13 protein-coding genes are annotated in these 13,053 nt (G+C 70.5%); 4 read left to right on the top strand and 9 right to left on the bottom strand.

From position 1 onward, the window contains the following. Positions 1–2: 2 nt before the first annotated feature. From ABGB14_RS11355 to ABGB14_RS11345, 3 genes are read right to left on the bottom strand one after another with little or no spacing between them, the layout of a single operon-like run. On the bottom strand, positions 3–1,271 hold the full coding sequence (locus ABGB14_RS11355; protein ID WP_347643554.1) for a methylaspartate mutase: 1,269 nt from the start codon (positions 1,269–1,271) through the stop codon (positions 3–5). After that, a complete protein-coding gene (locus ABGB14_RS11350; RefSeq protein ID WP_347643553.1) occupies positions 1,271–1,765 on the bottom strand; it encodes a cobalamin-dependent protein in 495 nt (164 codons plus the stop codon). The genes ABGB14_RS11355 and ABGB14_RS11350 overlap by 1 nt, the downstream gene beginning before the upstream one ends. Before the next feature lie 57 nt (positions 1,766–1,822). Continuing rightward, positions 1,823–4,522 carry an AAA family ATPase gene (locus ABGB14_RS11345; protein WP_347643552.1) on the bottom strand — a complete coding sequence of 900 codons (2,700 nt, stop codon included), beginning with the start codon at positions 4,520–4,522 and terminating at the stop codon, positions 1,823–1,825. 215 nt (positions 4,523–4,737) lie between these two features. Here ABGB14_RS11345 and ABGB14_RS11340 point away from each other — a divergent pair, with 215 nt between their 5' ends. Both ABGB14_RS11340 and ABGB14_RS11335 read left to right on the top strand, forming a co-directional pair. Continuing rightward, on the top strand, positions 4,738–4,938 hold the full coding sequence (locus ABGB14_RS11340; protein ID WP_347643551.1) for a hypothetical protein: 201 nt from the start codon (positions 4,738–4,740) through the stop codon (positions 4,936–4,938). A gap of 112 nt (positions 4,939–5,050) precedes the next feature. Beyond that, positions 5,051–6,391, top strand: coding sequence for an MFS transporter (locus ABGB14_RS11335; RefSeq protein ID WP_347643550.1), 1,341 nt, complete (start codon positions 5,051–5,053; stop codon positions 6,389–6,391). A 169-nt stretch (positions 6,392–6,560) separates the two neighbouring features. Here ABGB14_RS11335 and ABGB14_RS11330 read toward each other — a convergent pair whose 3' ends face one another. Beyond that, positions 6,561–7,433 (bottom strand): LysR family transcriptional regulator, encoded by an 873-nt coding sequence (locus tag ABGB14_RS11330; RefSeq protein ID WP_347643549.1) that lies wholly within the window; start codon positions 7,431–7,433, stop codon positions 6,561–6,563. 133 nt (positions 7,434–7,566) lie between these two features. On the opposite strand from ABGB14_RS11330, the gene ABGB14_RS11325 reads away from it, so the two are divergent. Then, positions 7,567–8,445 carry an aldo/keto reductase family oxidoreductase gene (locus ABGB14_RS11325; protein WP_347643548.1) on the top strand — a complete coding sequence of 293 codons (879 nt, stop codon included), beginning with the start codon at positions 7,567–7,569 and terminating at the stop codon, positions 8,443–8,445. 34 nt (positions 8,446–8,479) lie between these two features. On the opposite strand, the gene ABGB14_RS11320 is transcribed toward ABGB14_RS11325, so the two are convergent. The 5 genes from ABGB14_RS11320 to ABGB14_RS11300 all read right to left on the bottom strand — a co-directional run bounded on the left by ABGB14_RS11320 (position 8,480) and on the right by ABGB14_RS11300 (position 12,260). Continuing rightward, a complete protein-coding gene (locus tag ABGB14_RS11320) occupies positions 8,480–9,592 on the bottom strand; it encodes a winged helix DNA-binding domain-containing protein (RefSeq protein WP_347643547.1) in 1,113 nt (370 codons plus the stop codon). A 204-nt stretch (positions 9,593–9,796) separates the two neighbouring features. Next, the gene (locus tag ABGB14_RS11315) at positions 9,797–10,243 is read right to left on the bottom strand and encodes a hypothetical protein (RefSeq protein WP_347643546.1); all 447 of its coding nucleotides are present in this window, start codon (positions 10,241–10,243) and stop codon (positions 9,797–9,799) included. Positions 10,244–10,555: 312 nt separating this feature from the next. Beyond that, positions 10,556–11,533, bottom strand: a complete 978-nt coding sequence (gene dprA / locus ABGB14_RS11310; RefSeq protein WP_347643545.1) for a DNA-processing protein DprA — start codon at positions 11,531–11,533, stop codon at positions 10,556–10,558. A 221-nt stretch (positions 11,534–11,754) separates the two neighbouring features. Then, positions 11,755–12,084: a hypothetical protein gene (locus ABGB14_RS11305; protein WP_347643544.1), complete on the bottom strand. Its 330-nt coding sequence runs from the start codon at positions 12,082–12,084 to the stop codon at positions 11,755–11,757. Continuing rightward, positions 12,081–12,260: a hypothetical protein gene (locus ABGB14_RS11300; RefSeq protein WP_347643543.1), complete on the bottom strand. Its 180-nt coding sequence runs from the start codon at positions 12,258–12,260 to the stop codon at positions 12,081–12,083. The genes ABGB14_RS11305 and ABGB14_RS11300 overlap by 4 nt, the downstream gene beginning before the upstream one ends. A 445-nt stretch (positions 12,261–12,705) precedes the next feature. On the opposite strand from ABGB14_RS11300, the gene ABGB14_RS11295 reads away from it, so the two are divergent. Continuing rightward, positions 12,706–13,026 (top strand): type II toxin-antitoxin system RelE/ParE family toxin, encoded by a 321-nt coding sequence (locus ABGB14_RS11295; protein ID WP_347643832.1) that lies wholly within the window; start codon positions 12,706–12,708, stop codon positions 13,024–13,026. The last annotated feature ends 27 nt before the right edge of the window (positions 13,027–13,053 follow it).

Here is a 13,053-nt window from a genome sequence, read left to right as displayed (position 1 = left end):
ATTCACCTGGCTCTCGAAGAGAAGTTCGCCTGCGGGGCCGGGTCGAGCCTGCGCCGGTGGAACGACAGGTCGGCCAGGAAACGGCGGGAGCCGATGCGCCCGCCGCCCAGGCCTGCGGGAATGGGCATGGCGCCCGTGTCGCTCCACTGGAGCCCGTCGGCGCCGATCACGGTCCGCGTCCGGTTGCGGTTGTCGGGGTGCAGGCAGTACGGAACGTCCAGCAGCCCGCGCTCGAAGGCGGCCGGCAGGGCCTGCGTGAGTGAGGGGGCCAGGCCGCGTACCTCGTCCACGAGCACCTTGGCCTGGTGATAGATCTCCGAGTCCGCGTCGGCGGACGGGGTCGAGGCGGGCCCGGCCTGCTCCCGAGCCGCGTCGTGGGCCAGGCGCAGCGCCGCCGTGTTCTCCTCGATGGAGGGGATCCGATGCGCCTCGGCGACGGTCTTCACGATGAGCCGTTCGGTCCCGGTGGCCGCGGCCAGCCGGGCGCTTTCCCTGATGAGCTGCTGCGCGCCGGTGACGCTCTCGGGGAAGAGCCCCATGAACGTGTAGAGCACCACGTGCCAGTCGACGCCGGTCAGATGCTCGGCGCACAACCGCCGCAGCGCCGTCAGGGCCTGGGCGTCCTGCCGTTGGTGGGTCTGCTGGGCGTAGCTCGCCGACACGCTCGGCACGCCGTGCTCCTGGAAGAACAGGCATTCCAGGACGGAGAGCGCGACCAGCAGGCTCGGCGGGCAGAGCTGGCCCAGCATGCAGCCGCCGAACGATTCGAGATGGCACGACACGCCCCGCTCGCGCTGCTCGGCCAGCAGCCGGGCGGCCTTGGACCACGCGACGGCGGACTCGCGCAGCGGCATCCTGCTGTAGGGCAGGCAGTAGGAGACCGGCCCCCCTTCCGAGGCGTCCACGCCGGCGTCGAGCATGGCGCGGAAGATCTGCTCGGGGAACGGGGAGCCGTGCCGCACCTGGACCGGGAAACCGGCGCCGATGACGCCGTCGAGCATGCGCGCGGTGGTCTCCGCCCCGTGCGCGACCAGCGGGTAGCCGTTGAGCCGCAGGCCCGACTCGACCGCCATCTCGGCCCGGTCGTGCTCCCCCTGGCGCGTGTAGCTGTCCAGCGTGACGGTGCCGATCGCCGTCACGCCCGCCGACCGTACGGCCAGCAGCCCTCGTCGCATGAGAGCCGGATCGTCGAAGCCCATCCTCGGCTGCACGATCAGCGTCCCGGTCTTCCTGACCAGGGCGACGAACTCGGTGAACAGCGAGCGCACCATCACGTCACCTGCTGCACATGCGAGCCGATGTAGCGGCGGAACGCCTCGATCGCGTGGGCGGAGTCTCCCGCGCCGACGTGGAACACCGCGTCGAACCCCAGCTCCAGCAGCTCCTGCTCGAACTGGCTGTTCGCCTCGCCCTCGACGCCGAGCTTGCCCCCGATGACGACGTTGAGCCCGGCGAGCCCGGGGTCGGCGCGCAGGGCGGTGATGAGCCGGGCCCCGTCGATGTGGCCATGGCCGTTGACGCTGCTGATGACCACGCAGTCGGGGCGCTCCGCGTGGCACTGCCGCAGCAGCAGGTCCGTGGGAACGCAGGCGCCGAGATTGACGACCTCGTGTCCCATCTCCTCCAGGAGGATCTGTAGGGCGACCAGGTTCCACATGTGCGAATCGGAGGGAACACTGGACACCAGGAATTTGCGGGTCCGGGACACCAGAGGGCCGAATGCGTCCCGCTGGCCGAGGTCTTCGAATATCTCTACGCTCGTCATTTCCGGTCGCTCCTCGTCAGTGGTCAAGAGGCCGATGAGACCAGGTTCTCCGGGTATTCAGCCCGGCAACAGCCGGGGAATCCCCTCGTCCTGCCGGGTCAGGGAATTCCCCTGATCAATGGCCGGGTCGCCGAAATGCGACCGGGTGAACAATGTCGCCAGGGCGGCGCGCGAGGGAATGTCCAGTTTTCTGTAGACGCGGGACAGGTGCCCTTCCACGGTTTTCTCGCTCACGCCCAGGCGGCGGGCCACCTGGCCGTTGGTGACGCCGCTGCTGACGAGCTCGGCGATCTCCAGCTCGCGGCAGGTGAGCAGGTCCATCGTGGTGCCGTCGGGCGTACGGGAACGCTCCTCCGCCTGGCCGCGTACCGACTCGGCCAGGGCGCGGACGTGCGCGGCCGAGCCGGAAGCCCCCTCCCGGTCCATCAGGTCGGCCGCCGCCGCCGCTCTGGCCGCGGCCTTGGCCGGCTGACCGGCGGCCAGCAGCGCCGTCGCCGAGGCGACCATGCTGAGGCCGATCCGCCCGGCCAGCCCCGTCGCGTCCGCCTCCTTCTCCAGGAGCTCTCCCCAGTGCGCGAGCTGGTCGGTCAGCCCCAGCACCCTGCCCGCCGTGATCACGGCCAGGTAGAAGTCCGCCCGGTACAGCGCCGGCAGCGCGGACAGCCGCGGGCCGCCTGCGTGCCGGAGGAACTCCCCCGCGTCCCGCTCCGGCGCCTCCCCCGCGCCCAGGCGTGCGGCGGAAAGGTGCGCGGCCGCCAGCCGGTCGGGCGTCGCGGCCAGCGCGCGCCCGGCCCAGCGTGCCGCGGCCGGCAGGTCACCGCCCCGCCGCGCGGTCGCCGACCGCTCGATCAACGCGTGCGCCCGCAGGTAGGCATGATCCTCGCCGGCCAGTACGGCCACCGCCTCGTCCAGCGCCGCGGCCGACTCGGCCGGACGGCTCAGGTACCCCGCCGCGCTTCCCGCCACCGTGAGCAGCAGGCCGAGCGGCACGGCACGGCCGGCGGCGCGAGCGAGGGCGGCGGCCCTGCGGCTGTGGCGCAGCGCGTCCGCGTGCCGCTCCAGGCGCAGCTCCGCCCAGCACAGCCAGGCGACCAGATCGAGCCGGCCGGCGAGCTCGGCGTCCGGCGTCTGGTCGACCAGCCGGATCGCGGTACGCAGATCGTTCGACGTGCCGCCCTCGCCCATGAGGGCCTCGCACACGGCGTGCACGGCCGAGCAGAGGGCGCGGGTGACCCGGCAACCGTGCGCGGCGAGGTGGCCGAGCTGCTGCCGCAGCCGGCAGAGGTCGAGCCCGGGCTCCACGTCCGAGAGCTGCGTGATCGCCAGCCACAGCGCCGTCTCGGCCCGATCTCCCGGCTCCTCGGCGACGTCCAGCGCCTCGAACAGCAGCGCTCCCGCCTCGGCCGTCCGCCCGAGCAGGCGGCCCGCGTACGCCGCCATCCGCAACGCCCGCACCCGGTCCGGCGAGCCGGCCTCGAGCGAGGTGTCGGACGCCTCCAGGGAGAGCCGGTAGGCCCGGCGGAGGTGGCCGGCATCGAGGGTCGCGGCGGCCCGGTCGAGCAGAAGGCCGGGGCCCTGGCCGGGGGCGTGCTGGACGGCCAGGTCGAGCCAGTGGGCCGCGAGCGCGGGACGTACCGGAAGCACGGCGCGGCCCGCGGCGGCGAACTCCCGCGACAACGACGGCCCGTCCTCGCCGGCGGCCCATTCCAGGTGTCCGGCGTACTCCTGGGCCGGAGCCCCGCGGGCCTTGAGCGCGTCCAGCGCGCGCCGGTGCGCGGTGATCCGCCAGGCGTGCCCGGTGGTCTCCAGCGTCGCCTTCCAGGTCAGCGGGTGGCGGAAGGCGTAGTTCCGCTCCGAGTGGCGTACCACGTCCGCGCTGACCAGCTCGTCCAGCCCCAGCAGGACGCGTTCGCCGTCGATGCCGCAGATGGCCGTGACCAGCCCGAGGTTGAACCGCTCGCCGGCCACGGCGGCGGCACGCGCGACGAGTTGCGCCGTCGCACCGAGCTCCGCCAGGTCGCGGGTCAGCTCGGCGGCGACGCCCGGCGGCAGGAGGGGCTGCCGCCAGTCTCCGCCCGGCGGGACGAGATCGAGTCCACGTCCCTTGGCCAGCGCGGCGAGATACAGCGGGTTGCCCTCGCAGAATCGGTTGACGGGCCTGACCCGAACGTCGTCGGCGTCGGCGCGAAGGAGGCGGGCCGCGGTCGCGTCGCAGGCGGGCGCGAGGGAGAGGCGGGTGTCCTCGCGGTCCAGGCCGGCCAGCACCGAGGCGAGCAGCGCGGGCGCCTGTCGCGGCCGGTAGGAGACGCAGACGAGCAGCGGGCCGGAGGGACGGTGCCTGGTCAGGAAGCACAGAGCGCGCAGCGATGCCTCGTCGGCGGCGTGCGCGTCGTCCAGGACGACCAGCAGGGGGCCGCCGCCGGCGCGCTGTCCGAGCCGGTCGCGCATGAGCCTGCCGACGGCGTGGGGGTCGTGGGGGTCGCACTCGTCCAGGCCGAGGTCCTCACCGAGGCACTCGCAGGCGTCCTGCAGCAGCGCGTACGGGCCGCGCGGTACGGATCGCGCGCTGGCCAGCACCGCGGTCCCGCCATGGGAGCGCACGTGTTCGGCCAGCAGGCCGAGCAGATGGGACTTGCCGAGTCCGGGATCGCCGGCCACCTCGGCGAACCGGCTCGCGCCCGTGGACGCGTGCTGCCACGCGTGCTCCAGCGCGTCCCACGCCGGCGGTCTCGGCGGTTCGTCGTCTCTCGTCCTCATCTCCATCCTTGGCCTCCCTCTGCCGGCGACGCGCCCACGGCGATAGGACTCATGCCTCTTATGTTGGGAAGTTGGCCATCATGGCCCCATCGTGGCGCTATCACGGGAACCGCCCGGCGGCGATAAGCCGCGCGATAGGGCCGCGAATGACGCCTTCCATACCTTCTGAGGCATCGCAGCAACCAGCCGAAAGCCCAGGTGAAGGGGTCCCCGCCATGCAGATCAAGAAGATCGTCATCACCGCCACGATCTCCCTCGCCACCCTGCTCGGCCCCGCCACCGCCATCGCCTACGCCGACACCCCCTGGGACGGACCCACCCCCACCACCGACACCCCCTGGGACCAGCCCACCCCCACCAACGACACCCCCTGGGACGGCCCCACCCCCACCAACGACGACACGCCCTGGGACTAGCATCGGCTGAACCCGCAGGTAGAAGGGGCGGACCACCACGGTCCGCCCTTTTTCGTGCCAAGATCGCAAAATTGTATTTGCAAAAATGTCTTTGCGAATCTATCGTGAAGACATGACAGCGGACTCAGCCACCACAGCGCCCCTCACCGCCCGCGCCGCAGCCGGCCGCTACGCCCTCATCAGCTTCCTCGCCTGGCTGCCTGCCGGCCTGATGGGAGCGCCCATGGTCCTGCTGATGCTCCAGCGCGGCATGGACGTCGCCACCGTCGGCCTCGTCATGGCGATCCACTCCATCGCGGTCGTCTCCCTGGAGTTGCCCACCGGCGGGCTGGCCGACGTCATCGGCCGCCGCACGACGATCGCGGCCTCCGCCGTCTTCGCCCTGGCGAGCCTGCTCCTGATGGGCCTGGCCACCGGCTTCGGGCTCTTCGCCGTCGCCTTCGTGCTCAAGGCGGTCTCCCGCGCCCTGGCCAGCGGCCCCGCCCAGGCGTGGTACGTCGACACCATGCACACCATCGACGGCCCCGACGCCAACCTCAAGCCCGGCCTGGCCCGCGGCGCGTCCATGTCATCCATCGCGCTGTGCGGCGGCACGCTCGTCGGCGGCATCGTTCCGCTGGCGCTGCCCTCGTCCTGGTCGTTCGGCCCGCTCGTCCCGCTGTCGGTGCCCATGCTGCTGGCCGCCGCGGCCGCCGCCGTGCAGTTCGTCGTCACCCTCGTGGCCATGCCCGAGCCGCCGCGCCGCCGCGCCTCGTTCGCACACGTGCTGCGCGGCGTGCCGGTCGCGATCACCGGCGGGCTGCGCAGCGGGCTGCGCGAGCGCGCCATCACCAGGCTGCTGCTCGTCGCGGGCGGCGTGGGAGTCGTGCTCACCTCCATCGAGATCTTCACCCCGAGCCGGCTGCAGGACCTCACCGGGCAGCCGGAGAGCGCGGGCATGATCTACGCCGTGGTCGGCGCCATCGGCTACGCGGGCAGCGCCCTCGGCAGCGCGCTGGCCCCCCTGGCCGCCCGGGTGGCGCGCGGCTCGCGACGGGGAGCCGTCATCGGCACCTGCGTCACCGCGGCGGCCCTGTCGATCCTCGCCGCCTCCACCCCGCTCGGCGGCACCCTGGGCATCGTGCTCGCCGGGCTCGGCTACGTCACCCTCTACCTGGGGTGCGGCATCAGCGAACTGCTCCGCGGCGAGATGCTGCACCGGCGTGCCACCTCGGCGGAGCGCACCACGCTCCTGTCGGTCGACTCGCTGCTCCTGCAGGCCGGCGGCGCCGTGGCGGCGGCGGGCCTGGGCTGGGTCGCGATGCACCTGGGCCTGGCCACCGCCTGGTGGATCACCGCCGCCACCATCCTGGCCACGGTCGTGCTGTTCCCCCGCACCAAGCCCTCCCGCCGGGCGCCCGCCTCCCCCGCGACGCCGCAGGCCGCGCCCGAGCCGGTCGGCGCGCAGGCATAGTTCCCGTACGTCGAGGGTGGTGGCGCGGACCTGGTCCGCGCGAGTCGAAGGCGGTGGCGCGGGCCACCGCCTTCGGCGTGCGTGGGAGGGTCACGCGAGATCGAGCCCAGCGGCCCACAGTGCCCGGAACCTGCGCCCGGAACCTGCGCCCGGAACCTGGCAAAGGTTGTCAAGGGTGCGCTCTGCCGCCCTCTTTCAGGCGTCCGGCCGTTTCCACGAGTTCGGCCAGTGCCGTGGATCGCACCCCGGCGGGCCAGGCGAGCAGGGTCGTGACCGGAGGAGCGTCGAGAACGGGGACCGCGGCGTGTTCCGGCCACTGCCAGGCGCGGCTGGACGCGGGAATGACCAGGAGCGTTCGCCCGAGAGCGACGAGTTGGGCCAGCTGGCTCTGGCTGTGGACCTCTGGTCCTGGGCCGGGCGGATAGGTGTCGTCATGGCGCGGCCAGCGGGCGATCGGCAGGTCGGGGACATCGCTGACCTCGGCCATGGTCAGGCTGGAGCGCCGGGCGAGCGGATGCGACGCCGGCACGATGGCGACCTGGCCTTCCGTCAGGATCTCAGCGCTGTCGAGGCCGGTCATCACGTCGAAAGGAGCGTGCATGATCGCCACGTCGGCACGACCGTCGCGCAGGAGTCTCCGCTGCTCACCGATCTCGCACAACACCACGTCGATGTCCACGGCACCGGGCCGTGCGGCGTAGGAGTCGAGAAGCTCTTTCAGCAACTCGTGGGAGGCGCCTGCCTTCGTGGTGAGCACCAGGGAGGACTGCGCCGATGCGGCGCGGCGGGTGCGGCGTACGGCTGCGGCGACGGCATCGAGTGCCGCTCGGGCTTCCACCAGCATGGTCTCACCTGCGGTGGTGAGCGAGACGCCCCCGCGGCCCCGGTCCAGCAGCACGACCCCCAGGCGGCGCTCCAGCTGCTGGATGGCGCGGGACAGCGGCGGCTGGGCCATGTTCAGGCGCTCCGCGGCACGGCCGAAGTGCAGCTCTTCGGCCACCGCCACGAAATACCGAAGTTCGCGAGTTTCCAGCCCGTCCACCAACGCAGGATACCGGTGGGGTATCAGGCCTGATCGAACCGGTCTTGGACGGCGTCGCCTCCTCACCAGCACCATGTGGTGCCGGGAAACGCCCGGACGGCGAGCGTCTCCCCCTCCTACGAAAGGCCAGAACGTGAGCACGACCTCTGACTCCCTACCCGGCGGCACCTGGACCCTGGGCGACCTGACCGTCACCCGATTCGGCTACGGCGCCATGCAGCTCGCCGGGCCCGGGGTGATGGGCCCGCCCGCGGATCGCGACGAGGCCCTCGCCGTCCTCCGCGAGGCCGTCGACCTCGGCATCACCCACATCGACACCGCCGACGCCTACGGCCCCCGCGTCACCAACGAGCTCATCCGCGAAGCGCTGCACCCGTACCCCGGCTCGCTGCACGTGGTCACGAAGGTCGGCGCGACCCGTGACGAGCAGGGCGGATGGCCGCCGGCTCGTGAGCCCGACCAGCTGCGCCGCGCGATCGACGCGAACCTCGACGGCCTCGGGCTCGACACGCTGGACCTGGTCCACCTGCGCCTCGGCAACGCCGAGGGGCCCCAGGCGGGCTCGCTTTCCCGCGCCCTCGAAACGCTCGTCGAGCTGCGGCAGCAGGGCCTGATCCGGCACCTCGGCGTGAGCAACGCGACAGCGGAACAGGTCGCCGAAGCCCAGGCGATCGCGCCGATCGTGAGCGTGCAGAACATGTACAATCTCGCCTTCCGCCACGACGACGAGCTCATCGACCGGCTCGCCGCCGAGAAGATCGCGTACGTACCCTTCTTCCCGCTCGGCGGCTTCAGCCCGCTCCAGTCCGAGGCGCTTTCCGCAGTGGCGGCCCGACTGAACGCCACACCGATCTCCGTCGCGCTGGCGTGGCTGCTGCAGCGCTCGCCGAACATCCTGCTGATCCCGGGGACCTCCTCCGTGCGGCACCTGCGGGAGAACGCCATCGGCGCCGGACTCGCGCTCAGCGATGAGGACGTCGCCGAACTGGAAAAGATCAACGACCAGGCCTGAAGGCCCTTGGCCACCCCGTCGGCGTAACGCCGGGTCACGGCCAGCGCACCTCCGGGGTGCGTTCCACGAACCGCGTGTACTGCTCGAACGCCCGCTCAACCTCCGCCCGTTCGCTTCTGTGGAGTGGTACGAGCGGCTGCACGGCGATCCGCACCCGGCTCTTCGTGAGGGTGCGTTTCCAGGTGGCCACGACCCGGCCGGCGCGTACCACCGTGGACTGGAAGACACCGTTGTTCCCGGGGATGATGGCTGCCTTGTGCTCGTCGGCGACCATGAGTGAGCGGTCTTTGTAGCCCAGCAGGTATTCGTCGAACCCGGGCAGCACGAGCACCTCGTCGTCTCCGGCTGGGAGAGGGGCGGTGTCGAGGAGCGCGGCGTCGAGGTGCGTCTCCACCCCGTGGACGGTAACCCTGGCCAGCGCTTCTCCGGCCACGGCGATGCCGCGTTTGGCGTCGGCCGCGGTCAGGCCGGTCCATCCCGCGAAGTCGTGCCGGGTGGCCGGCCCGCGGCCGCGGAAGTAGCGCAGGGCGATGGTGCCCAGCGCCTCGTCGCGCTCCGGCCGGTGCGGGTCGGGAACCCACTCGTCGAGCAGGACGAAGCTCTGCTCGTTGCCGATGTTGGGGGCGATGCACAGCAGGCCCCGCTGGCTGGCGTACCACAGCAGGTGGTAGCCGCGCTGCCCACCGGTGTCGATGCCCTTGTCGGCCAGCACGGCCAGGCACTCCGACCGGCTCAGCCGCCCGCCGCCGGCCAGGGCCGCGCCCAGCACCTCCATGGCCTGAACGGCGGTCTCCTCCGAGAGACCGAGGTATTCGCGCCGCCTCGCCGCGCCGTTCAGCACCCGGACGCCCATGAGCTCGACCATCCAGCGGGCGTCGCGGGACGGGACGAAATGGATGGTGCCGCGCATCGGCCACGTGCGCAGCGCCTCACGCCGCTCCAGAGCGGCGGTGACGTCGGCGGCGGTGAGTCCGGGCAGGCGCACGCCGAACGACCACAGACCGCTGGCCAGGTCTTGCGCCTGCATCGCCCCGAGCCAGCTCACCACCTCGGCCACGCTCGTCGCCCGCCTGGCATCGCCGGGCGACGCTCGGAGCAGCAGGCTGGACATCCGCAGGCGGAGCACCTGCTGGGGGGAGAGTTCCACCGCTCAACCGTATCCTCCGCCACCGACAATCCCGCCGATGTGACCGCCTGCCGTCCCGCCCGGAAGGGGGCGTGCGGGCGGGACCTACGGGCCGGCGACCTGAACCCCTGGGCGTACGCCAGGCCACCCGTGGCCCCGCCGGCCGGGCTCGACCCCCCGACCGGCGGGGCGGGCCGGCCGCTCTCCCCGCGGCTTCGCCGGCGTTCAGCGCCACTGAGCGCGAGCCAGAGTGAGCCCGTACACGTGCACCGCGCCGCTCGCCTTGAGCCGCATGGCCACCGCGTTGAGGCTACTGCCGGCGGTGAAGACGTCGTCGTAGACCATGACGCGTCGGCCTCGCACGCGGGCCGGGTCCGGCACATGTAGCGCGGCGTACAGCTCATGCGACGCGATCTGACGCTCAATAAGCGAGGTCGTGTCTCGCATGCGGGGAGTGGCTCGCGTCTTCTCGATGAGCGGCGGATCCAGCACGAATGGGAGATTCTCATCGTCTTCGAGGATCGCCCGTTCGATGACGTACCCAGTGTGATCATTGCCTTTGCGTGCCTGGTGTGGCCCAAGATAGGCGGGCATCGGGATGATGGCGTCCACCTCGTCGACGAGTTCGGGGTGGGTGTAGAGGTGGCCCAAGATGATCCGTGCGAAGATCATCCCCCAGCCGTATGCCCCGCGCTTCAGTCGGAGAACCCCCTGCTCCAGGGTGCCGGCCTTGACCCCGACGACGGCCGTCCACTCGAAAGCACGTTGTGGGTCGCTGCAGAGCCTGTTGGAGCAGGTGAGCTCGCCACTCCGCAACGCTTGGCGGCAGATCCGGCAGTTGGGTTCGTTCGGCGGCTGCAAGCTCTCCGATTGCGCACTCGTGGCAGATGCGGACGTGCCCCGCTTGCAAGTAGGGGCATTCGCCGCAACTGCCGAACCCGGCGGGGGGTGGGCCGTCGCCGTAGGCCAACCGCCCTGGTTTGGTCACCACAGCGCCCCGGGCGACGGCTCCTCCAGGTTCAGATCTTCGAAGTCGAGGGTCAGTTGAGCGCGGGACTCGTTGACCGCTTGGATGCGATCCGGGCTGGACAGGCTCTTCACGACATCGTCCACGTCCTCCACCATGAGCGCCCCGCGCGTCTTGACATACTCCTGTGCCCACGGTTGAGCCTCGGTGAGGCTACGTAGCAGGAACACCCTTTTGCCATGCTCCAGCGCCAGCCGCGCCTGCATCTTCGCCCCGGACGTGCTCGCGGCTTCGATCACCACCGTGCCTTGCGCGATGCCGGACATGGTGACATTGCGGCGGGGAAAGGTATAGGTCGCGCCGTTGGCTTCCGGCCAGAACTGGGAGACCACGGCCCCGTTCTCGGCGATCCGGTCGGCCAGGGCGCGGTTCTCGGCCGGGTAGCAGCGCAGGATGCCTGTCCCCACGACCGCGATCGTCCTGCCGCCGGTATCGAGCGCCGCAGTATGCGCCGCGGTGTCAACGCCTCGGGCGAGGCCGGACACGACGGTGACCTGACGTTCGGTGAGCAGGGCGGACATCCGGCGTGCCCGGCGTAGTCCATCATCGCTCGCCTGGCGGGTGCCGACGACGGCCACGCTGCGCAGGTCCTCTTCGCGCAGCTCGCCCCGGACGAACAGGAACGGTGGGAGATTGAAGATCAACCGGAGGGTGGCGGGGTACTCCTTGTCCAGGACAGTGACGAGTCGAGCCCCGCTGTCGGCCGCGAGTTCGGCCTGCTTGACGGCAGAGTCGACGTAACGATTGAGCTCCTGGGCGCTGTTGGCGATGAGGGCTCTGGCTTTGGTCGCCTCAGGGGAGGACTCGATGATGTCGCCCGACCACAGGCGCGCCAAGCCGTTGGGACGTTGAGCCTCTCGCGCGATGAGGTACCAGCTAACGCCTTTGACCATGCATATCGCGAGCAGTCGTGACTGCTCTTCAGTGATCCGCATCCTACTCTCCAAACAAATGTTCGAATGCGTGTCTTATGGTACTGCAGATGCCCATGCCGCTCGAAGATATGTCCATATTGCCAGGTAGTACTAGATGTCCCACGAGCTGCATCGATGGTCGACATGGCGGCGAGTGTGATCGATATCCGCCCGTAGCTTGAGTAGCGCAAAGGCACTGAGCTCTTACGGTGAGTATACGAAAGACGTGTTCGGATGGCGGCTCATCGGGCCTGGCCGGCGAGCAGACGGCGCCACCACTCTTGCGCTTCCCCACGGCGCCACCACTCAGCGGTCCAGGACACGGGCGGCACGCCCTGGCGGGGAAGGGTCCGGCGGCGGATCTGGTAGACGCCGCCGCAGGCGACCAGCTCGTAGGCGGTCATCTGGCAAGAGCAGGTGTACGCGACGACCCGGCCGGGCCCGAGACCCTGCTCGATCCACCGCAGCGCCGTACACCCGGAGCGCGGCACGGCCCGATGCGGTGAAATCCCCGGGCAGTCCTCGTCCGTGAGGACATCAGGCGGAGCGAGATCGACGGCGAACGCGGTCACCGCGTTGTCCGTACGATCCGGCACTTCCGCTCGGCGATGCCCTCCTGGTCCGCGATGGCCTGGCACAACCCCACCAGGTCGTCGGCGTCAACCGTCCGGTGCGCGCCCGCGTCCTCGACGGCCCGGGGGAACGGTCGCTCGCGGGTCGCCCAGAACCGCCCGGCGTCGCTGCGCATGATGCGCCACCCGGCGAACACCGGACTTGCGACGGCTACAGCCCTATCGTGTGTCATGGGTCAGGACCACCATCCTGATCAAGGGGTCCGTACGGCGGTTCCAGCGCCTACGGACCCCGGCTTCGATCACGTCACCTCCGATTACAACAGCGAGTAATTCTTCGATCACAGGTGTGATCGGGGGACACCAAGGGTGGTCAGAACGTCTCCCAGGCCTGAGAGCGAGGTGCTCACGATGGTGACCGAACTGCCGACATGGGCCGTACGACTGTGCCGACTGATGACAAGTTACTTGCGGCCTCCGCCGAGAATTTCCTTCTCATACTTCACCTAGAGTGATTAATCAGACACTTCCTGTGTGCAAACCCATGGCGCTTCCGTTACTGTGATGCCATCTTTACCTACTAGGTAAATCTCGCAGGTGGGAGGCGCGGGTAGGTTGGAGGTGTACTACGAGGATGCGAAGTTCAGGAAGAGGTGTGAGTCCGACAAGGAGCGGCGCCGACACTTCGGTCATGACCGGGCCGTCGCCTTGGCGAGGCGCATTCAGCACTTCCAGCAGGCCGAGACGCTCGATGAAGTGCGTCATCTCGGCGGCCGGTGTGAGGAGCTGACAGGAGACCGTAAGGGCCAGCTGTCTGTCCGGATCGACGCCAACTACCGGCTCATTTTCGAACCTGAGGAGTGGATCGCGGACGATCAGGGCTCGCTCGATTGGACGGCCATCACTTCGGTCGTGCTCATCGAGATCGTGGACTACCACTGACGCCGGCACCAGCGGGCTGAACGACAA

It is taken from the genome of Nonomuraea sp. B10E15 (assembly GCF_039871615.1).
In the GTDB taxonomy this organism is placed as follows: Bacteria; Actinomycetota; Actinomycetes; order Streptosporangiales; family Streptosporangiaceae; genus Nonomuraea.
The sequence above is the reverse complement of the archived record's forward strand: the minus strand, read 5'-3'. Positions and strand labels throughout refer to the sequence as shown.

Bases quoted from the DNA above. Each gene is read 5' to 3' on its own strand.
- ABGB14_RS11345 (WP_347643552.1), bottom strand. From the start codon at position 4,522: ATGAGGACGAGAGACGACGAACCGCCGAGACCGCCGGCGTGGGACGCG.
- ABGB14_RS11350 (WP_347643553.1), bottom strand. From the start codon at position 1,765: ATGACGAGCGTAGAGATATTCGAAGACCTCGGCCAGCGGGACGCATTC.
- ABGB14_RS11335 (WP_347643550.1), top strand. From the start codon at position 5,051: ATGACAGCGGACTCAGCCACCACAGCGCCCCTCACCGCCCGCGCCGCA.
- ABGB14_RS11340 (WP_347643551.1), top strand. From the start codon at position 4,738: ATGCAGATCAAGAAGATCGTCATCACCGCCACGATCTCCCTCGCCACC.
- ABGB14_RS11355 (WP_347643554.1), bottom strand. From the start codon at position 1,271: ATGGTGCGCTCGCTGTTCACCGAGTTCGTCGCCCTGGTCAGGAAGACC.
- ABGB14_RS11315 (WP_347643546.1), bottom strand. From the start codon at position 10,243: ATGATCTTCGCACGGATCATCTTGGGCCACCTCTACACCCACCCCGAA.
- dprA (WP_347643545.1), bottom strand. From the start codon at position 11,533: ATGCGGATCACTGAAGAGCAGTCACGACTGCTCGCGATATGCATGGTC.
- ABGB14_RS11300 (WP_347643543.1), bottom strand. From the start codon at position 12,260: ATGCGCAGCGACGCCGGGCGGTTCTGGGCGACCCGCGAGCGACCGTTC.